At 63.8% G+C, this 20,124-nt stretch carries 21 protein-coding genes; 3 read left to right on the forward strand and 18 right to left on the reverse strand.

What is annotated here, in order from left to right:
* Window positions 1-3 precede the first annotated feature (3 nt).
* On the forward strand, window positions 4-2,214 hold the full coding sequence (locus QNA11_RS08935; RefSeq protein WP_283482748.1) for a TonB-dependent receptor plug domain-containing protein: 2,211 nt from the start codon (window positions 4-6) through the stop codon (window positions 2,212-2,214).
* A gap of 198 nt (window positions 2,215-2,412) precedes the next feature.
* On the opposite strand, the gene hypE is transcribed toward QNA11_RS08935, so the two are convergent.
* From hypE to QNA11_RS09020, 17 genes are all read right to left on the reverse strand, one after another.
* Window positions 2,413-3,495 carry a hydrogenase expression/formation protein HypE gene (gene hypE, locus QNA11_RS08940; protein ID WP_283482749.1) on the reverse strand — a complete coding sequence of 361 codons (1,083 nt, stop codon included), beginning with the start codon at window positions 3,493-3,495 and terminating at the stop codon, window positions 2,413-2,415.
* Window positions 3,453-4,577 (reverse strand): hydrogenase formation protein HypD, encoded by a 1,125-nt coding sequence (gene hypD / locus QNA11_RS08945; protein WP_283482750.1) that lies wholly within the window; start codon window positions 4,575-4,577, stop codon window positions 3,453-3,455. The genes hypE and hypD overlap by 43 nt, the downstream gene beginning before the upstream one ends.
* Window positions 4,574-4,798 carry a HypC/HybG/HupF family hydrogenase formation chaperone gene (locus tag QNA11_RS08950; RefSeq protein WP_283482751.1) on the reverse strand — a complete coding sequence of 75 codons (225 nt, stop codon included), beginning with the start codon at window positions 4,796-4,798 and terminating at the stop codon, window positions 4,574-4,576. Before QNA11_RS08950 ends, hypD begins: the two co-directional genes overlap by 4 nt.
* Window positions 4,789-7,080 carry a carbamoyltransferase HypF gene (hypF, locus tag QNA11_RS08955; RefSeq protein WP_283482752.1) on the reverse strand — a complete coding sequence of 764 codons (2,292 nt, stop codon included), beginning with the start codon at window positions 7,078-7,080 and terminating at the stop codon, window positions 4,789-4,791. The genes QNA11_RS08950 and hypF overlap by 10 nt, the downstream gene beginning before the upstream one ends.
* A 5-nt stretch (window positions 7,081-7,085) precedes the next feature.
* Entirely contained in the window at window positions 7,086-8,024 is a 939-nt protein-coding gene (hypB, locus tag QNA11_RS08960; protein ID WP_283482753.1) for a hydrogenase nickel incorporation protein HypB, read from the reverse strand.
* A complete protein-coding gene (gene hypA, locus QNA11_RS08965; RefSeq protein WP_202072286.1) occupies window positions 8,024-8,365 on the reverse strand; it encodes a hydrogenase maturation nickel metallochaperone HypA in 342 nt (113 codons plus the stop codon). The genes hypB and hypA overlap by 1 nt, the downstream gene beginning before the upstream one ends.
* On the reverse strand, window positions 8,358-9,485 hold the full coding sequence (locus tag QNA11_RS08970; RefSeq protein ID WP_283482754.1) for a nickel-dependent hydrogenase large subunit: 1,128 nt from the start codon (window positions 9,483-9,485) through the stop codon (window positions 8,358-8,360). The genes hypA and QNA11_RS08970 overlap by 8 nt, the downstream gene beginning before the upstream one ends.
* The gene (gene hybE, locus QNA11_RS08975; protein WP_283482755.1) at window positions 9,482-9,964 is read right to left on the reverse strand and encodes a [NiFe]-hydrogenase assembly chaperone HybE; all 483 of its coding nucleotides are present in this window, start codon (window positions 9,962-9,964) and stop codon (window positions 9,482-9,484) included. The genes QNA11_RS08970 and hybE overlap by 4 nt, the downstream gene beginning before the upstream one ends.
* Window positions 9,965-10,114: 150 nt before the next feature.
* Window positions 10,115-10,318, reverse strand: a complete 204-nt coding sequence (locus tag QNA11_RS08980) for a rubredoxin (protein ID WP_283482756.1) — start codon at window positions 10,316-10,318, stop codon at window positions 10,115-10,117.
* Window positions 10,315-11,166 carry a hydrogenase expression/formation protein gene (locus QNA11_RS08985; RefSeq protein ID WP_283482757.1) on the reverse strand — a complete coding sequence of 284 codons (852 nt, stop codon included), beginning with the start codon at window positions 11,164-11,166 and terminating at the stop codon, window positions 10,315-10,317. The genes QNA11_RS08980 and QNA11_RS08985 overlap by 4 nt, the downstream gene beginning before the upstream one ends.
* Complete coding sequence (locus QNA11_RS08990; RefSeq protein WP_283482758.1) at window positions 11,163-11,600, reverse strand: thioredoxin domain-containing protein; 438 nt, start codon at window positions 11,598-11,600, stop codon at window positions 11,163-11,165. The genes QNA11_RS08985 and QNA11_RS08990 overlap by 4 nt, the downstream gene beginning before the upstream one ends.
* 9 nt (window positions 11,601-11,609) lie before the next feature.
* Window positions 11,610-11,909 carry a HypC/HybG/HupF family hydrogenase formation chaperone gene (hypC, locus tag QNA11_RS08995; RefSeq protein WP_283482759.1) on the reverse strand — a complete coding sequence of 100 codons (300 nt, stop codon included), beginning with the start codon at window positions 11,907-11,909 and terminating at the stop codon, window positions 11,610-11,612.
* An 8-nt stretch (window positions 11,910-11,917) separates the two neighbouring features.
* Entirely contained in the window at window positions 11,918-12,148 is a 231-nt protein-coding gene (locus QNA11_RS09000; protein ID WP_283482760.1) for a hypothetical protein, read from the reverse strand.
* Between the two features lie 33 nt (window positions 12,149-12,181).
* Complete coding sequence (locus QNA11_RS09005) at window positions 12,182-12,745, reverse strand: HyaD/HybD family hydrogenase maturation endopeptidase (RefSeq protein ID WP_283482761.1); 564 nt, start codon at window positions 12,743-12,745, stop codon at window positions 12,182-12,184.
* Entirely contained in the window at window positions 12,745-13,473 is a 729-nt protein-coding gene (cybH, locus tag QNA11_RS09010; RefSeq protein WP_202072277.1) for a Ni/Fe-hydrogenase, b-type cytochrome subunit, read from the reverse strand. Before cybH ends, QNA11_RS09005 begins: the two co-directional genes overlap by 1 nt.
* 11 nt (window positions 13,474-13,484) lie before the next feature.
* Window positions 13,485-15,275: a nickel-dependent hydrogenase large subunit gene (locus QNA11_RS09015; protein WP_283482762.1), complete on the reverse strand. Its 1,791-nt coding sequence runs from the start codon at window positions 15,273-15,275 to the stop codon at window positions 13,485-13,487.
* A 195-nt stretch (window positions 15,276-15,470) separates the two neighbouring features.
* Window positions 15,471-16,553 carry a hydrogenase small subunit gene (locus QNA11_RS09020; RefSeq protein ID WP_202072275.1) on the reverse strand — a complete coding sequence of 361 codons (1,083 nt, stop codon included), beginning with the start codon at window positions 16,551-16,553 and terminating at the stop codon, window positions 15,471-15,473.
* Window positions 16,554-16,960: 407 nt separating this feature from the next.
* On the opposite strand from QNA11_RS09020, the gene QNA11_RS09025 reads away from it, so the two are divergent.
* Window positions 16,961-17,491, forward strand: coding sequence for a flavin reductase family protein (locus tag QNA11_RS09025; protein ID WP_283482763.1), 531 nt, complete (start codon window positions 16,961-16,963; stop codon window positions 17,489-17,491).
* A 27-nt stretch (window positions 17,492-17,518) separates the two neighbouring features.
* On the opposite strand, the gene QNA11_RS09030 is transcribed toward QNA11_RS09025, so the two are convergent.
* Window positions 17,519-18,874 (reverse strand): transposase, encoded by a 1,356-nt coding sequence (locus QNA11_RS09030; protein WP_283481505.1) that lies wholly within the window; start codon window positions 18,872-18,874, stop codon window positions 17,519-17,521.
* Between the two features lie 113 nt (window positions 18,875-18,987).
* On the opposite strand from QNA11_RS09030, the gene QNA11_RS09035 reads away from it, so the two are divergent.
* Complete coding sequence (locus QNA11_RS09035; RefSeq protein ID WP_283482764.1) at window positions 18,988-20,046, forward strand: alkene reductase; 1,059 nt, start codon at window positions 18,988-18,990, stop codon at window positions 20,044-20,046.
* Window positions 20,047-20,124: the final 78 nt, after the last annotated feature.

Below are 20,124 nucleotides of genomic sequence, written 5' to 3' on the forward strand. Positions count from 1 at the left end.
CGCGTGACCAAATATCTCACTTCCACTTCGCTTTCCGGCAGCCTGTTGCTGGCGCTCTGCGCGCCGGCGCTGGCGCAAACCGCCCTGCCGCCGATCGAAATTCGCACGCCAAAGGCTTTCGAGCTCGGGCAGATCAAGGTCGGCGAGCGACGACTGGCGACGCCGACCGCCCCCAGCCAAGGCAATGGCTCTGGCGCTGGCGGCGCCTCGTCATCTGCTGCGTCCGCCAATGCGGATAACGCGCCGACGCCCAAGCAGCATACCGACGCTTTCGGCGGCTACACGATCACCAATCGCCAGATCGAAACCTTTGCACGCGACACGCTAGATCGCGCCATCAATATTGCACCGGGCGTCAACGCCAACACGACCGGCACCGCGCGCAACGAGCAGAATATTTATGTGCGTGGCTTCGATCGCTGGCAGGTTCCGCTCACTGTCGATGGCGTGCGAGTCATGCTCCCTGTCGACAACCGGCTGGACTTCGCCCGCTTCATGACGCCGGACATTGCCGAGGCGCAAATCGCCAAGGGCTATGCCTCTGTGCTCGACGGGCCCGGCGGCATGGGCGGACAAATCAATCTCGTCTCGCGCAAACCCTCGCGCGAGATCGAAAGCGAATTCAGAAGCCGTGTGGAGTTCGGGCGCGACGGAACCTATCAGGGCGTCCAGAACTACGGTTTCGTCGGCACGAAGAAGGATCTCTATTACGCGCAGCTCAGCGGCGCCTGGCAGAAGTTCGACGGTTGGTTGCTGCCCGAAAGCTATGTCTCGACGCCCATCCAAGGCTGGGGCTTTCGCAACCAATCCTACACGCAGGATTACAGCGTCAACACCAAGGTCGGCGTGACGCCCAACGCCACGGATGAATATTCACTGACCTTTTCGCGGCAGGACGGCGACAAGGGCGCGCCGTTTCATGTCTCTCAGCCGATCAACACGCAAAACAACTGGAAATGGCCTTACTGGCGCGTCCAGAACCTCTACTTCCTCTCGAAAACGCAGCTCGGCGACGCCTCCTATGTCAAGACGCGGGGCTATTGGAGCAAATATGAGAACTCCATCCTCGCCTTTGACAATTACGGCTTATTCAACCAGGCGACGCCCAAATCCTTCGACAGCCATTATTCCGATTACGCGCTAGGCGCCGAAGTCGAGGCCGGAACGCAGTTCGAAGACATCGATACGCTCAAGGGCTTGTTCTACTACCGCCTCGACACCCACACCGAGTGGCAAAACAACTACGGCACGAATTATCAGGGCAAGCCGAAAGGCTGCGTGGCGAATGTGCCTTGCTCTTCTCAGCCGGTGATCGCGAGCCTGGAAGACACTTATTCCGTCGCGATCGAAAATACGTTTCATCCGCGCAAGGACATCGATATCGTCGGCGGCTTCAGCTACGACTGGCGACATCTGCGTCAGGCGCAAGGTTTCGCTCTGCCTCAAGGCACGATCACCTATACGCCAAAAGACATGAGCGCGCCGAACTACCAGGGCGCCGTCATCTGGCGCTATAACGGAACCGACGCCGACCGCCTCTATTTCAACGTCTCCGACCGCGTGCGCTATCCGACGCTATTCGAGCGCTTCAGCACGCGTTTCGGCGGCGCCACCTCCAACCCCACGCTTCAACCCGAGCGCGCGGTCAATTACGACCTCGGCTGGTCGACCCAATTCGCGCCCAATGCGCGTCTCACGGTCGATCTGTTCCATAGCTGGGTTCAAAACCTGATCCAGAATGTGCCCATGCCCATCTATGGGCCGAATGTCACGCAATCACAGAATGTCGGCGCGGGGCGTTTCACTGGCGCAGAAGTTTCCGTGGATTACGAGCCGCGGGAAGATTTCTCGCTCGGCGGCAATCTTACGGTCATGCGCCGGCGCGTCTACGCGCCTTATATTCCGACGTTCCAGCCGATCGGCGTGCCGGACACCAAGCTCTTCCTTTATGCCGGCTACCGACCCATTCCGGAGATCACGCTCACGCCGAATATCGAAATCGCCAGCAGCCGCTGGACGGCTTATCAGAATACGCAATCCTACTACCGCACGGGGGCCTATTTCCTGACGAACTTCAACGCGGATTACCAGGTGACCAGCAATTTCAAAGTCACCGCCGGCGTGCGCAATCTCTTCGACCAGCTCTACGTCCTGACCGACGGCTTCCCCGAGCCGGGGCGCAGCATGTATTTGGCGGTGAAGGCGACGTTCTGAGTGAGATGATAGCAAAGTGCCGGCGCTCGATCCCTCCCCTTTACGGGGAGGGTGGCGCCGCGAAGCGGCGTCGGGTGGGGTCCAGCCCCACCCACTGTGGTTGCTGCATGAGCCCCACCCGGCGGTCTTCGACCGCCGACTTCCCCGTAAAGGGGAGGTATGGGCGCCCGACACCCGAGCTGGTCACTCTAGCCAAGCTCAGCAAATACGCGGAAGCTGCTCGCCCGCAAGCCAATCCACAATGCGCGCGCCGCCGAAGGACGACGTCATCTGCACGAAGCGCCGCTCGTCCTCGACCGCCGCCCCGATGATCGCGGCGTCGCGGCCGAGCGGATGGGCGCGCATCGCCTCCAGCAGCGCCGGCGCGGCCTCCGGCGCGACGACAGCGATCAGCTTGCCCTCATTGGCGACATTAAGCGGATCGAGGCCGAGCAACTCGCAGGCGGCGGCGACTTCCGGCTTCACCGGAATAGCGGCTTCCTCGATACGGAAACCGACCCGCGACTGCTGCGCGATCTCGTTCAAGGTCGCCGCAAGGCCGCCGCGCGTCGGATCGCGCATCAGCCGCAGCGCCGCGCCGGCCGCGGCGACCATATCCGCGACGAGCCCATGCAGCGCCGTGGAGTCCGATAAGATCTCGCAGTCGAACTCCAGATTCTCGCGCTTCGACATCACGGCGACGCCATGATCGCCGATCGAGCCGGACACTAACAGAACATCACCTGGCCGCGCCTTGTCGCCGGAAAGATCAAGCCCATCTGGAACGGCGCCGACGCCCGTCGTGGTGATGAACACGCCATCCGCCTTGCCGCGCTCGACGACCTTGGTGTCGCCGGTAATCACCGGCACGCCCGCCGCACGCGACGCGGCGCCCATGCTCTCCGCGATACGCGCGAGATCGGAAAGCGGAAAACCTTCCTCGATGATGAAGCTCGCCGAGAGATACAGCGGCCGCGCGCCCGACATGGCGATGTCGTTCACGGCGCCATGCACTGCAAGCGAACCGATGTCGCCGCCAGGGAAAAACAGCGGCGAGACGACAAAGGCGTCGGTCGTCATCGCCATGCGGCCTTTGGGCGCCTCGAAAATAGACTGATCATTGCCTTGCCGCAGCCAGTCATTGTCGAGCGCCGCGTGAAAAATATCGGCGATGAGCTGCGCCATCGCGCGCCCGCCGGCGCCATGCGAGAGATCGACACGGCCGTTCCCGATGTCGAGCTTGCGACGATAAGTCTTGGTCACGAGGCGACCCTCTGCGTGTCGAAGCGGCGATAGGTCCATTGCGCGGCGCAGGCGCCCTCGGATGAGACCATGCAGGAGCCCATTGGCGTTTCCGGCGTGCAGACCGTGCCGAACAGCTTGCAATCATGCGGCCGCTTGGCGCCGCGCAGAATCGCGCCGCATTCGCAGGCGGGATTGTCCTTGGCGCTAGGCGTCGTGACGCCGAAGCGGCGCTCCGCGTCATAATCCGCATAAGCCTCGCGCAGCCGCAAGGCGCTCGCGGGAACCTCGCCGAGCCCGCGCCACTCGAAGGAGTCGCGCAGCTCGAAAATATCGGCGACTTCGGCCTGCGCTTTGAGATTGCCCTCGTGCGTGACGGCCCGGCCATATTGGTTCTCGACCTCGCAGCGGCCCTCGTTCAACTGGCGCACCAGCATCATGATGGACTGCATCACATCGAGCGGCTCAAAGCCCGCGATCACGATCGGCTTGTTGAATTGCTGCGCGGCGAATTGATAGGGCCGCACGCCGATGACGGCGGAAACATGCGAGGGCCCCACAAAACCGTCGATCTCCACGCCCTCGCCTTCCCCGGCGAGGATCGCACGCATGGCGGCGGGCGTCAGCACATGGTTGCAGAAGACGGAGAAATTCGAGAGCTTCTTTTGCGCGGCAAGCCTGATGGCCAGCGCCGTCGGCGGCGTGGTCGTCTCGAAGCCGATGGCGAAGAAGACGACTTCCCGAGATGGCTCCGCCTCGGCGATGCGAATGGCGTCGAGCGTGGAATAGACCATGCGGATGTCGGCGCCCGCCGCCTTCGCCTTGATGAGGCTCATGCCGCCCGAGGCCGGCACGCGCATGAGATCGGCATAAGTGCAGAGCGTCACCTTCGGATCGCGCGCGAGCGCAATCGCCGCGTCGATGCGCCCCACAGGCAAAACGCAGACGGGACATCCGGGCCCATGGATCATGCGAATATTGGGCGGCAGCAGATCTTCAAGCCCGTAACGCGAAATGGCGTGGGTATGGCCGCCACAGAATTCCATGAAGCGATAGTCGCGATCATCGCGCGCCAAAGTCGCAAGGCTGCGCGCGAGACCGCGCGCCAAGTCGCCATCGCGAAACTCGTCGACATATTTCATTCGTTCATTCCGGCGAAGTCGCGGATCATAGCGAGCGTGCGCTCGGCTTCCACCGCGTCGACCTTGGAGAGCGCGAAGCCGACATGCAGAATCACATAATCGCCGACCGACACATCATCGACCAGCGCGACCGATATGCTTTTGGAGACGCCGTCGAGCGACACTTTCGCCATCTGATCAGGCAACAGCTCGGTGACGCGCACGGGAACGGCTAGGCACATGCCGCGCTCTCTTTCTCTCTCTCGGCGGCCGCGAAAGCGGCGCGCGCCATCGCGGCCTGTCCCAGCGACAGGCCGCCGTCATTGCATGGAACGGCCCGCGCCAGCAAAGGAAAAAGCCCCCGCAAGCGCAGGGCCTCGGCGAGACCCTCGGCCAGAATCCGGTTCATCATGCAGCCGCCCCCGAGCGCCACACGCGAATGCCCCTGCGCTTGCGACGCAGCGGCAATCCATTCGGCGCAACCCTCTATCATTGCGCCGTGGAAAAATTCTGCGGCCTCGCGCGGGCTTGGTCGCTCGGTTGCGATGAGGGACAGGAGTGGCGAGAAATCGAGAACGCCGCCACGAAGGGCGAAAGCGCCCGGCAATGTACGCGGCGCTTCGACAAGCGCTTCGAATTCCATCGCCGCCTGTCCCTCGTAACGCTGTTCGAGACAGACGCCTGCGAGCGCCGCCGCCGCGTCGAAAAGGCGCCCCATGCTGGTGGTTTTCGCCGCCATGCCGCGACGCAGGCTCTCGGCGATCTTGGCCGAAAGGGGCGCGTCGGGAAACAAGCGCTCGGCGAGATCGAGACGCCCGATAGCTGCGAGCGCCGCCAGCCCCATGCGCCAGGGCTCGCGCGCAGCGCGGTCGCCGCCGGGCAGCGCGAGCGTCGCAAGATGGCCAAGGCGCGTCCATGTCGGCCCATCGACGCGCATCAATTCGCCGCCCCAGGCGCCGCGATCGCCGCCCATGCCATAGCCGTCGAGCGCCACGCCGAGCACCGGCCCCGAGACGACATGCTCCGCCGCAATCGCCGCGACATGCGCCGCGTGATGCTGGGCGCGCAGAAGCGGGAGAGTCATCTCCTCCGCGATACGCGTCGAATAAAAATCGGGGTGAAGATCGCAGGCGACGGCTTCCGGTGTTACGTCGAGTATCGAGAGGAGATGGCGCAGGGTCTCATCAAAGAACCGCACGCTCTCTGCGTCATCGAGATCGCCGATATGCTGCGAGACGAAAGCCTCCCGCCCGCGCGTCACCGTCACAGTTGTCTTGAGATGCGCGCCCAAGGCGACGACGCTTGGCCCGTCTGCGCCAAGATCGATCGGGTCGGGCGTATAGCCGCGCGCGCGCCGCAGAAAGGCGGGCGCGCCGTCGACGACCGCAGCAACGGAATCATCGGCGCGCACGACGATGGCGCGGTCATGGCCGACAATGAGGTCGGCGATGGAGGACAGTCTGCGGCGCGCGTCTTCGTCATCGACCACGAGCGGCTCGCCACCCGGATTGGCGCTCGTCGCCACGATGACAAACTCATTCACATCCTCACGCCAGTTGCGCCCGGAAGGAAAACCCGCCGCCGCGTGAAACAGCAAATGATGCAGAGGCGCGTAAGGCAGCATGACGCCGATGCGCGTCAGACGCGGCGCAATGGCGGGCGCAAGCGTTCCTGTCGATTTCACCACCACGATCGGCCGCGCGCGATGCTGGATCAGGTCGAATTCCGCCTCAGTCGGCTCGGCGAAAAGCGCGAGCGACGCGACATTGGCCGCCATGACGGCGAAGGGTTTGGCGTCACGTTCCTTGCGGCGGCGCAGCTCGGCGACAGCCGTCTCATTGCGCGCGTCGCACATGAGATGATAGCCGCCGATCCCCTTCACCGCGACAATGGCGCCCGCGCGTATCCTCTCCACAATGACGCCCGGATCGACGTCGAGCCGCGGGCCGCATCTCGGGCAAGCGATCGTCTCGGCGTGGAAGCGACGGCTGCGCGGATCGGCATAGTCGCGCGCGCAATCCGCACACAGGACGAAGGGCGACATAGAGGTCTGCGGGCGATCGTATGGCAACGAAGACGAAATGGTGAAGCGCGGCCCGCAATGCGTGCAGGTGATGAAGGGATAGAGATGGAAGCGGCTCGTCGCGTCGAAAAGTTCGTCGAGGCAAGCCTCGCAGGTCGCCGCGTCCGCGACGATGCGGGTATGGCTTCGACCGCCCGCGCTTTCGCGGATCGAGAAATCGCTGTCGCCACATAAATCGATGCGCTCGACGTCGATCGAGTCGATCGTCGCGAGCGGCGGCTTCTCCCGGCGCAGCGCCGACAAAAAATCCTCGTGCCGCGCGCCTTCGATTTCGAGCAGCAGGCCCTCGCCGTCGTTCAGCGCGAAGCCGCTCAAGCCGTAACGCGCGGCGAGGCCATAGGCGAAGGGTCGGAAACCCACGCCCTGCACCGCCCCACGCAGCCGGATACGCAGCCGCGCGCTCGGCTCGCGCGAAGCGCCCGTGGCCGCGACGACGCTCATGCCTCTCAGCCCGCTGTTGCGGCGCCGGCGGCGGCGTGCGCGGCGCGGGCCTCGATCCAGGCGTAGAGCGCCGCCATTCCCTCGCCCGTCTGCGCCGAGACGACAAGCGTCTGCAGATGCGGATTGACCTTCAGCGCATTGGCGAGACATTTGCCGACGTCGAAGGTCAGATGCGGCAGCAGATCGGATTTGTTCAGCAGCATGAGATCCGCGGCCGCGAACATATCCGGATATTTGAGCGGCTTGTCCTCGCCTTCCGTCACGGAAAGCACGACAACCTTATGCGCCTCGCCGAGATCGAAAGCCGCCGGACAAACGAGATTGCCGACATTCTCGATGAACAGCACGCTGCCCTTTTTCAACTCGAGGCTCTCGAGCGCATGGCCGACCATATGCGCGTCGAGATGGCAACCTTTGCCGGTGTTGATCTGAATGGCTGGCGCGCCGGTGGCGCGAATGCGCTCGGCGTCGTTGGAGGTCTGCTGATCGCCCTCGATGACGGCGACCGCGGCTTTCTCCTTCAAATCGTTGATCGCGCGCACCAGCAGCGTCGTCTTGCCCGAGCCGGGGCTGGAGACGAGGTTCAGCGCCAGCACGCCTTTTTGCGCAAAGACCGCGCGATTGCCCCGCGCATAAGCGTCATTCTTGGAAAGAATGTCGCGCTCGATGCGGACGATGCGCTCCTGGCTCAGGCCGGGGACATGCACGCCCGCGGCGCCGGCGCCGAAATCGATGGCCTCGCCATGCGCATGATCGTGGTGGTGGTCATGCGCGTGATCGTGATGATGATGGTGTCCATCGTGATCATGGCCATGGTGATGATCATGGCCGTGATCATGATCATGCGCATGGTTGTGATGATGGTGATGGTCAGCCGCGTGCTTCTCCGCACCCGCCTTCTCGCCTTCGACCGTCGCCGTTCCGCAGCCGCACACTGTGCACATCAGTCGACCTCCAACTCCTCGATGCGCAACTCGTCGCCCGAGGTCATCTGCACATGCCGCCCGCCGCATTCGGGACAGGCGCCGAAGCGCTCGTCGAGCGGCACCGTCTTGCCGCAGTCGAGACACCAACCTTCGCCCGGCGCGCGGATGATGTCCAGAGTCGCGCCGTCGGCCACAGTGCCGCGCGAGACGGCGTCGAAACAAAAGCGCAAGGCCTCGGGCTCGACATGCGCCATTGCGCCGACCTTGAGCCGCACGACGCGCACCTTGCCGAAGCCCTGCTTGCGCGCCTCCTCGCAGACGATGTCGACGATGCTTTCCGTCAGCGCCATCTCATGCATGAAGCGGCTCGCGCAGCTCGACCTGAAAGGCGACGCAAGGGTCGAAGACGGCCGCAAGCCGCCGGATGCGCAGCCGCGCCTCGGGGCCAAAACCGATATTGGCGCCGAGCAGCGCTGCGGCGAAAGGGCCCGCCGGGTGGAAATTCCACTCGGTCGGCGCGAGCAGCGCATAGTCGCGCACGCGCATGGCGTCGTCGAGGCGCGCCCAGTGATAGAGGCGCCCGCGCGCGGTCTCGACGGCGGCGAAGCCTTCCGCCGCGGCAAGCGGGCAAAGAATGGCCGCGCCGTTCATGTCGGCCTCGCCCCGCGACAGCGCGCGACGCAGAATGTCCAGCGCCTCGCCGATCGCAATCAACCGCGCCGCGAGGCGCGCGGCAACGGCCGAACCGCCGCTCTCGGTCTCCCGCCAATGCCGGGCGAAAGCCCCCGTCTCAACGATGCGATGCGGCAGGGTTGGAGAGGCTGCGAAATGATCCCGGCCCTTTCGCAAGGCTTCGATGACGAAGATGTCGTCCGCCCTCTCCAAGGCGTCGGGCGCGTGTGGGTGGAGAAAGGCGTCGGCCTGGGCTTGCGCCATGACGGCCGCCAGAAAGCTCTCGCGCTCGGGCGCATCCGGCGCCTCGCAGCGCAGGCCCAAGGACCGCGCCGCCTCCTCTATGGCGTTTACGGGCGCGCCAAGCTCGGCGCATTGCGCCCGGGCCTCGCCGCGCGCCGCAATGGCCATGATGAGGCGCGCGGCGCTCATCGCCTCGCGCAGGGGCGCGGCGGCGGACGCTATATCCATCGACTCGCCCGTCTGCGGCCAGCCCAGGGCCAGCGAGCGAAGCGATTCCGCAGCCTGTTCGGCGGCGAGGCCGACGACAACGGAGAATTGCGCGGCGGCGCTCAACTCTTCGTCCCGTGCGGCAGCGATGGCGAGCTGCGCCGCCGCGCCATGCGAAAAACCGCACAGGCTAAAGAGCTGACCTGCGAGCCGGGGGACCTCTTGCGGGCCGCGACCGCGAAAGATACGCGCGACGCCCGCCGGCCTGCTCGAATTCACGAACACCGAGACGACGCGCCCGTCCGTATCGACGTCCGCGCCGATGCGTATCGCGCCGGGGCCGGCCAGCGCGCTCATGACGTCGCCTCTTCGGTCGCCAGCCTTCCTCGCAGCAAGGCGCGGCGATCCAGCCCTGCAGGTTTTGGCGCCGGCTTTTGGTCGAGCAGTTCAGGATCGAAGAGCGCCTTCATCGCCTCTCTCGCAGCTTCTCGCGCCGCTGACATATCGGAAAATTCGAACATGGGCGAGAACAGCGAGCAGGCAAGGATCGCGCCGAAGCCGTCGAGCTCAGCGGGAACGCATTCGACGTCGCCGGCCGGCAAGGCGACGCGGACGGCGCCGCTCGACGAAATGGCGGATTGCGGAACGACGATCAGATTCATGAACCAGGGCGTCACGACGATACCGACAGCGGTCTCTCCCAGAGCGCGGAAGCCGATCGCCTCGACGTCGAGCGCGTCGTTGCAGATCGGCACGCCGCGCATCGGCCCGGCGCGCACGCCGGCGTAAATCTCGGCGAGAGTCTCCCCGATCGTCCTGACCGCGTCATCGTCCATCGCGGTGTCCCGTACCATTTCCATTTGAACAGCTCGCATCGGGGCTTGTTATTCTCGGCGGGCCGAAGGCTCGACCGGGAATCCTGAGCGATAGCAGCGAGTGTTGCTCTGGATTCCCGATCGCTCGCTGCGCGAGCGTCGGGAATGACCTCACTTGCCGAGCCGCATGAAACGCGCACGCGGCGCGTCGCAAGTCGGACAACGCCAGTCCTCCGGCAAAGCGGAGAACGGCGTGCCCGGCGGTATCTGCCAGACGGGATCGCCCTCGGCCGGATCATAGACGCTCCAGCAGACGCCGCATTCCATGCGGTCGTCGTCGGAGGTTTCCGTCTGGCCGAAATTCTCGAAGCTCATTTGAAATAGGCCTCGTCGATCTCTCGCAGCCGCTCGGCGGAGTCGCGGAAATCTTCATCCGCCGCGCAGGCGGCGGCGGGAACGCCGCCGATTTCGAGCGTATCGAGGATGATCGTATCCATGGCGTTGAAGAATTGCACGGACCAGACATTGCGCGCGCCGGTCGCGAGCACCCGGCAGGTGCCGTAGCCGCGCGAGACCAGCCTTACAGGCCCGTCGCCGAGCGTCTCCTGCAAAAAGCCCATATCCGCTTCGCTCATCGGCAGAAGCGAGAAGTTGATGATATGGCTTGCGGCGCCCGGCGTGTGGGCCGCCATCCGCTCGCGAATTTCCGCCAGCACCGGCATGACGTTCATTGCGCCCTGGGGCGGCGCGCCGAAGCTGATGTCGGCCGCGGCAAGCTCCGCGGCCTTGCGCACCGCCTGCGGAATGGCGCCGATCTCGAGATAATCCGCGACCAGCGCGCCGCTGGCGTCCGTGAAGCGCACCCGCCACAGGCCCGCCATGACGGATTCCTGAACTTGCGCGACGACGCCATCGGTCAAGACCGCGACCCCTGCGACCTCGCCCTCGCCCACCACTTGCGACAAGAGCTCGCGATCGTCCGCCGGCAGATCGGTGATGTCGAACAGCCTGTTCGGCTGTTGCGCCGTTTGCGCGGCAAGCGCGTCGGCAAGCTGCGGCAGGAGGTTCGCGACGGCAGGGCAGCGCGCAATCAGTTCCGCCGCCGAACGGGTTGCGAGGAAATTCACCTCCCGGCGCGTATCGAGCGCCTCCTCGCCGCCGATCGGCAGCAGCGTTATGGAGTCGTCGGCGCCGTCGGGCGCCACCCAAAAGCCGGCCTTCACGCGGTCGCTCCTTTTTGCGAGAAAGTGATTTCGACGCGAGGGCCCGCCTTGGCGAGCGGCGTCGCGTCGGGGGCGAGGAATGCCTCGATCTTGTCGAGATATTCCGACCAGTCGCGGATACGCGGAATGACGCCGATGGTCTTGCCGCCGCGGATCACAGCGAGGCCCGGTAGCACGTCGACCTGAAATCTTTGACCCAGGCTCTTCTCGGCGTCGGCTGCGACCAGCGCGCCGGAGAGACGGCCGTCAAAGGCGATCAGAAGCTCGGGGAAAATCACCGCGACATCCGTCGCCTCTGGACGCTGCGCCGGGTCGCCGGCGAAAAGCAGGAGGAACCGCCCGTCTTCGCCCTGCGCGCTCAAAAGGGCGTCGGCATTCGCATCATCGATGAGCGGGGCGCCGATGCGGTCGATGATAGCCTGCGGCAGGGGCATGCCTACTCCTTACTTCTGATCCCGCAAGAAATCCGGCAATTGCGGCTCCCGGTCAATCAGATCGGCAAAATATTGCTCGAAGTCGCCGCCGCTCAGGGCCGCCTCGAGCCCATCGAGCGCATCGTCGATCGACTGCGCTTCCTCGGCGTCGAGAACGCGCATGGCAGTTCCCAGATGTACCAGCACTTTCGTTCCCGGCGTCTGCGCCCCGACGAGCAGCATCGAGACGGATTGCGTTTCGCCCTTGCGCTCGCAAAGCGCCCGCGCGTCATCGCCGGACAGCACGGTCATCGGGAAACCGAGACACATCGTCGGCGCTATCTCGTGAGGGCCGCCAAAGGACGACGACGCGCCGTCACGTAAGCTTCCGCGGCCCAGACGAGAGCCGCCCAGCACGCCACGACGAGCGCCAGCCCCAGCGCTGGATGAAGATCGACCAATGGGGCTTCAGTTAGATGCGGATGGACATGCAACCCGGGATTGGCCTGCGCCGCCCCGGCCGCGACCATGAGGGGGAGAGCGAAGGCGACTTTGGCGAAGGACTTCATGGCCAGCTCCTTGTGAACCTCCGACGCGCCGGATCAGACGCGCCTTTCATAGCTCTGATGATCGATGTCATTGGCGAGCAACGCGATCGCCGTATTGTCGTCACGCAAGGACAAGGCCACTCCCCACTCGGCGAGGAGCTGTGCGCCCGCCTCGACCGCGACGTCGATCGCCTCTTGAACAGGCGCCGTCAGCGCGCCGCCCCAATTTTCGAGATCGAGCGGCTGACAGCCGATGAGCGCGAGCTTTTGCGGGTAATGGCCGAGCAAATCCGCGGCGCTCAGCACTTCCTGAAAGCCGGTCTGATGCAGGCTCATTTTCTTGGAGCCGGTGAACTTCGGCACCTCTTCGTCGCGGACGATCTTCAAGGCGCCGGGATCGAGGCCGTAATCGATGGCGTCGAAGACGAGGAGATAATCCGCCTCCTCGACAAAATGCACGAGGTAAAGCCCCTGCGTGCCGCCGTCGAGCACGGTGACATTCTCGGGCGTCTCGAAGCGCCGGTGGAAGGCCTCGACGGCGCGCACGCCGAAACCCTCATCCCCCCACAGAATATTGCCGATGCCCAGCACGAGGATTTTCGGGGCGCCCGCGCTCATCACTCCGCCGCCTCGTCCTTGAAAATGCGCTCACCGGAGATCATCGACGAGATGATGCTCTGGCGGCTCACAATATCCTCTCGGACGGCGGCATAGATGTGAACGATCGTGAAGGTGACGAGCGCCCACATGCCGATGTGATGCAGCGTATGCACCTCCTGGCTGTTCGGCCAGATCAGGAAGACCCAGCCGAAAACCTTATACTGCCAGGAGTCGATCCCCTCGCCTTCCGAATAAAGCGCGAAGCCCGTCACGATCATGAAGATCAGCGGCACGGTGAACATGGAGAACATGATGAGCTGCGCCAGCGGGTTGTGCCCGACATATTTCTTCGGCGCCTTGGCGAGGAAGAGATACCATGCGGCCTCATGCGCCACGCCCGCCCAATAGTCTCGGCTCCAGAAGGGCACGTAAAATATCTGCCGGGAATGCGCATTGCCGGCGAATATCCAGTAGATGCGCAGCAGATAGAAAGCCGCGAGAACCTGCCCCGCCGCAAAATGCGCGAAGCGGATATAGCCCATCAGGAAACTGCTGCTCGCGTCGCCGGTCACGCTCGGAAAAGGGCTCGCGATGAAATAGCCCGTAACGAACAGCACGGTGATGCAGAGCGCATTTATCCAATGCCAGACGCGAACGGGCGCCTCATAGACATAGACGGTCTGACGTTCGACGGCGCGCGCGCCATGCGCGTCGCCGACGCCAGCAACTTGGATGCCGTCGACCATGGACGCCTCCTTTAACGGACCTTCACCGACGCCATCTCCTGGCCGTCCGGACTCATCACGTGAGTCGAGCAGGCCAGGCAAGGGTCGAAGGAGTGAATGGTGCGTAGGATTTCAAGCGGCTTTTCGGGATCAGCCATGGGCGTGTCCATGAGCGACGCCTCGAACGCGCCGATATTGCCCTGCGGGTCGCGCGGGCTGCCGTTCCAGGTCGTCGGCACGATGCACTGGTAATTGTCGATCTTGCCGTTTTTGATCTTGATCCAGTGCCCGAGCGCGCCGCGCGGCGCCTCGGTGAAGCCATAGCCCTTAGCTTCCGTCGGCCAGCTCTTGGGCTCCCACTTATCGACATTTGCGGTCGCCGTCTTGCCATTCTTGATATTGGCGACGAGCTTGTCCTGGAAGTGGCGCATTTTGCGCGCCGCCCACTGGCATTCGAGCCCGCGCGCGGCGGTGCGGCCGAGCGTGGAGAACAACGCCGTGACGGGAACGCCCAGCGTCTTGAGGAGACGGTCCGCCGGCTCCTTGAACTCGGGATTGCCCTGCGCATAGCCGATGATGTAGCGCGCGAGCGGGCCGACCTCGACCGCATTGCCGCGCCAGCGCGGCGATTTGATCCAGGAATATTTGCCGCCTTCGTCGAGCGACTCGATATTGGTCGGCGTGCCCTTGGCGTTGGGGCCGAGCTTGTAGTTCGGCTCGGTGACGCCGTCGAAAGGATGCAGCCCCTTGGTCTCGTCCGGATATTTGTACCAGGAGTGGGTGACAAACTCCTGTATTTGCTCCGGATCGGCATTGTCGATCGGCAGAACCTCTTTGAGATTGCCGTTCAAGATCACGCCGCGCGGCAGCAGGAGATTGCCGGCCGAATAGTCGTTGGCGTGCTCGGGAATGTCGCCATAGCTCATGACGCTCTTGCCCGAGAGCCCGCCGCCATACAGCCAGTCCTTATAGAAGCCGCCGATGGCGACAACGTCCGGAATATAGACCTGCTCGACGAATTCTATGGAGCGATCGATGATCTGCGAGACGAGATTGAGGCGCTCCATATTGATCGCGCCGACCGCCCCCGTTCCATCGACATTGATGGCGCAGGGCACGCCGCCGACGAGCCAGTTGGGATGCGGATTCTTGCCGCCATAGACCGTGTGGATCTTGACGATGTCCTTCTGGAAGTCGAGCGCCTCCAGATAATGCGCCACCGCCATCAGATTGGCTTCGGGCGGCAGCTTATAGGCGGGATGCCCCCAATAGCCGTTCTTGAACGGCCCGAGCTGGCCGGACGCGACGAATTTCTTCAGCCGCGTCTGCAAATCCTTGAAATAGCCCGGCGAGGACAGCGGCCAGGGCGAGATCGACTGCGCCAGCGCCGAGGTCGCCTTCGGATCGGCGGAGAGCGCCGAAACGACGTCGACCCAATCCAGCGCATGCAGATGGTAGAAGTGTACCAGATGATCGTGCACCTGCAGGCAGAGCTGCATGATGTTGCGGATCGAATTGGCGTTCTCGGGAATGCTGATGTTCAGCGCATTCTCGACCGCGCGCACGGAGGTGAGCGCGTGGGTGCCGGTGCAGACGCCGCAAATCCGCTCGGTGAAGGCCCAGGCGTCGCGGGGGTCGCGGTTCTTGAGGATGACCTCGATGCCGCGCCACATCGTGCCGGTGGAGACGGCGTTGCGAATGACGTTCTTGGAATCGACATTCACCTCGATGCGCAAATGGCCTTCGATGCGCGTGACCGGATCGACGACGACGCGCTTGCCGGAATTGTCGAGTTTGAAGCCGTTGGGAGTCTGGATGCCCATGATTGCGTTTCCTCGAAGATCGGCCGTTGGATCGGCGTCTTTCGTGTTTCGTCCTGGGTGATCGGCCGAAAAGATTTCCTCATCCTGAGGAGCCCGCGAAGCGGGCGTCTCGAAGGAAGAGGAAACCGTCGTCCGTGGATCGCCCTCGTGCTTCGAGACGGCGGCTTCGCCGCCTCCTCAGCATGAGGGCAAGGATTACACTTGGTTTCCGTCCCGCTTCGTCACGACGCGCTTGACCGCCGTGACGGCCGCATGCGTCGCCACCGCCGCGCCGACGACGCCGACGGCCGCCAAGCCGATCTCGTCGGCGTTCTTCTCGATGCCGAATTGCCTGATGTTCGAGAGGCGCTCGTAGAACGGCCCCTTGTCCCAGAAGCCCTCTTCCGAGCAGCCGATACAGCCGTGGCCGGATTGGATCGGGAAAGAGACGCCGCCGTTCCAGCGCACCGTCGAGCAGGCGTTGTAGGTCGTCGGCCCCTTGCAGCCCATCTTATAGAGGCAATGCCCCTTGCGCGCGGCCTCGTCGTCCCATTCCTCGACGAACTGCCCGGCGTCGAAGTGCCCGCGGCGATAGCATTTGTCGTGGATGCGCTGGGAATAGAACATTTTCGGCCGCCCCTGGCGGTCGAGCTCCGGCAGACGGCCGAAGGTCGTGATGTAAGTCACGACGCCGGTCATGACCTCCGCGATCGGCGGGCAGCCGGGGACCTTGATGATCGGCTTGTCCTTGATGACCTTGTCGATCGGCGTCGCCTGCGTCGGATTGGGCGCCGCCGCCTGCACGCAGCCCCAGGAGGCGCAGGCGCCCCAGGCAATGATGGCGAAAGCGTCCTCAGCCATCCATTTCAGCTTTTCGACGAAAGGCTTGCCGCCGTCGATGCAGAACATGCCGCCCTCGTTGAGCGGCGGATTGCCCTCGACGGCGAGAATGTATTTGCCCTTATATTTTTGCTTGGTTTCCTCAAGAATCGCCTCGGCCTGATGGCCGGCGGCCGCCATGATCGTGTCGTCGTAGTCGAGCGAGATCATGGAAAGGACGACGTCCTTCACCAGAGGATGCGCCGAGCGAATGAAGCTCTCGGAGCAGCAGGTGCATTCGAGGCCATGCATCCAGATGACCGGCACGCGCGGATTTGTCTCCAGCGCCTGCGCCATCTTGGAGGCGGCAAGGGGACCGAGCCCCAGGCTCGCAGCCGTCAAAGAGCAGAATTTCGTGAAGCTGCGGCGTGTGATCCCCTGACGTCGGATCACGTCGTAAAACGACTCGATGGCGGGCATTCCTCTCCCCCATTGCGTTTCCAAAAAGCGGCGGCTTCTCGCGTCGAGGACGGGAGCCACTCTTCTTTCGCAAAGATCGCAGCAAGGAACGAGCCAATCGCGATCCTGCGACGTAGTCTTCAAACCTGCAGGAAAACAGGCGCTTCAGAACGATCAGCCGCTGCTTCACGCCCGGAAAAGCCGACAATTTCGTTTCTATCACGACAAGCATGTCATGGTTTGCACAAAACTGTCTAGTTTGCGCGACCTAGAGTCGCAGGGGGCGGGACAACCAAACAAACTCGACTCTGCTCGCCACATAAAGCTTTTGAAAGCGGCGGAGACAGAGCCCATCTTCTCAATCAAAAGCACGAGATGCGATGCCTTATGGAATCCAACCCTGTGGCGGCTATCGCGGAGGTCCGGCCATGAAAGATTTGGCTCTGGGCGAAGTTTACCGGCTCATCGAGCCCGGCCCGGTGGTTCTGCTGACGACCGCCCATAAAGGCCGGGCCAATGTCATGACCATGTCCTGGCACATGATGGTGGACTTCGACCCGCCCCTCATCGCCTGCGTGGTCAGCGACCGGGACCACAGCTTCACCGCCTTGCGGGCGACAAAGGAATGCGTCATCGCCATCCCGCCGGCGGAGATGGCGGAGACGGTCGTGGCGATCGGCAATTGCTCGGGGCGGGAAGTCGATAAATTCGAGGCTTTCGCGCTCACCAGGCAGGCGGCCGAAAAAGTGTCTGCGCCGCTTATCTTCGAGTGCTTCGCCAACATCGAATGCAAGGTCGTCGATACGCGCCTCGCCAACAAATATTGTCTCTTTGTGCTGCAAGGCGTGAAAGGCTGGATCGATCCGGCGCGCAAAGCGTCGAAGACGATCCACCATCAAGGGCATGGGAGCTTCGTCGTCGATGGCGACAGGATCAAGCTGAAATCCGCCATGCCTTAACAGCGCGGTGACGAAGTCGCAGCTTGATTAATCGGGTTCCGGAGCGGCGATGACGGCGAGCAAGGCCGGCGCGCCGCCGATGTCGGCGATGATGACGATGCCCGTGGCGCTATCTGTCCGAATAACGAACAAAAAGGCGTTTCTGGCCGCCTCGGCGCGTTCTCTTGGCGTCCCGCAGCCGACGAGGGCGCGCATCAGGACGCCAAGATTGAAGCCTGCGACGTGGATCAGATAGCGCTTGGCGATGTTCTCGCGACCGCGAAGCCAAGCCCGGCGCATGCCGCCGCCATCCAGCACATGGGCGAAGCTGCGTTCGACCAGCTCACCGCGCTTGCGCATGGCGGCGCGTCCAACGCCCGATTTCAGCCGTGCGCGGTTGGCGTAAACGGCGTCGCGCGCTTCTTCGTCTCCATGCCAGCGCAAATAGCCCTTCGCCGGCAAAGGCTCGCTGATCCGGCTCTTCCACTCGCCGTCGTCAAGGCCTTTCAAAACCTCGCGCGAATGATAGCCTTTGTCCGCGATGATTTCGCAAGGATCGTCCGGCGTCGGCGCGAGGCCGACAGCCGAGAGATTGGCCTTCGCCGTCTCCAGCGTGTCGCCAAGCGTCGTCGTATCGCCCTTGTCCGCCTCGTGGATCGGCGCGGCGACGATCACGCCTGTGTCGAGGTCGACCGCATGTTCCGGCTTGTAGGCGAGATGCGTCGTTCCGTCCTTCATCCGCGCGATCTTCGCCTCGGCGTCCGTGGCGCTCGTCCAATCGTCGTTCGAGAGCTTCTTGCCTTTGCGCTTACGGTCGAAACGCGCCAAATCCTCGGCGTTCGGCGTCGCGATCCCGCTTTCCTTCGCCATGCCCTCGAGCATTGCGCGATAGGTCTCGCCATTGTCGCGCCGCACGATGCTGCGCAGCGCCGCGTTCGCCTCCATGGTCGAGCCGTCGACGCCGATGCGCTCGCCCTTCACGAGGCCGCGCTCGGCGACGAGCTTCAAGATGAAACCGAATACCTTCTCGTGAACCTCATGCGGCAGACGCGAGCGCGTCTTCGACAGCCATGAATGATCCGGGACTTTCTCGCGCGTCGATAGCCGCAAGAAATCCCGCAACGAAAAGGAATCCGCGCAGCGCCATACGATGCCGCGTTCGCTGTCGAGCCCTTCGAAGTAGCCCACCATGTGCATGCGGAAATAGCGCCCTGGTGGCAACGAGGGCGCGCCCATCTTCGCCGCGTAGTAGGGCTTGCAGGCGTTCTCGACGAAAACGTCGAAGCCCGCGTCCAGTAGAACCTTCTGAAGCTCGTCGTAAAATGCGTGCCCCGGAGAGCGCGGCAGATCCGCCCAGCCGACAACCAGATCTTCCTGCGTCCCCGTCTCACGCCGCATCGCCATCGAACCAACCTCGGCCGAATCTCACTTGGAAACGGAATCAGTCAGACGCGACTTCGTCAACGGGCTGTTAAGCTATAAAAAATCCACCCCGTATCGCACTGACCGGAGCCTCGATGTCCAATCTCTTCGACCCTTTGCATATCGGCGATCTGCGCCTCCCCAACCGGATCGTCATGGCGCCGCTGACGCGTTGCCGGGCGAGCGAGGGCCGCACGCCGAATGCGCTCATGCGGGATTACTATGTCCAGCGCGCCTCCGCCGGGATGATCTTATCGGAAGCCACCTCCGTCACGCCGATGGGCGTCGGCTATCCTGACACGCCCGGCATTTGGTCGGACGCGCAAGTTGACGGATGGCGCGAGGTCACGCGCGCGGTGCATGAAGCAGGCGGCCGCATTCTGCTGCAATTGTGGCATGTCGGGCGCCTCTCCCACTCGGTCTATCTCGATGGCGCGCCGCCCGTCGCGCCCAGCGCCATCGCCGCGGAAGGGCATGTCAGCCTGCTGCGGCCAAAGCAGCCCTATCCCGTCCCGCGCGCGCTCGACATCGACGAGATTCCCGGCGTCGTCGCGGCCTATCGGCAAGGCGCCGAGAACGCCAAGCGCGCCGGCTTCGACGGCGTGGAGATCCATGGCGCGAATGGCTATCTGCTCGATCAGTTTCTGCAAGACAGCGCGAATAAAAGAACCGACCGCTACGGCGGCTCGATCGAGAACCGCGCGCGTCTGATGCTGGAGGTTGCCGACGCAGCCATCGACATCTGGGGAGCGGGGCGCGTCGGCGTGCATCTCGCGCCGCGTGGCGACGCCCAATCCATGGGCGACTCAGACCCAAAGGCGACCTTCGGCTATGTCACGCGCGAGCTGGGCCGGCGCAAGATCGCCTTCATCTGCGCGCGCGAGCACCAGGGCCCGGATGCGTTGGGGCCTTATCTGAAGCAAGAGTTCGGCGGGGCCTATATCGCCAACGAAGCCTATACGCGCGAAACCGCCGGAGCCGCTATTGCGGCGGGCGATGCCGACGCCGTGGCTTTCGGCAAGCTCTACATCGCCAATCCCGACCTCGTCGAACGCTTACGCCTGGGCGCGGCCCTCAACGAGCCAAAGGTCGAGACCTTTTATTCGAAAGGCCCGGAAGGCTACGTGGATTATCCGACGCTCGATCGAGGGTGAGGGCGTTACACGGCCGATTGATCGAGCGCGGCTTCGCGCGGGCGCTCAATCAATCCCCGACGCTCGCGCCGTTTGGAC

Source organism: Methylocystis sp. JR02, from assembly GCF_030063565.1.
Taxonomy (GTDB): Bacteria; Pseudomonadota; Alphaproteobacteria; order Rhizobiales; family Beijerinckiaceae; genus Methylocystis; species Methylocystis iwaonis.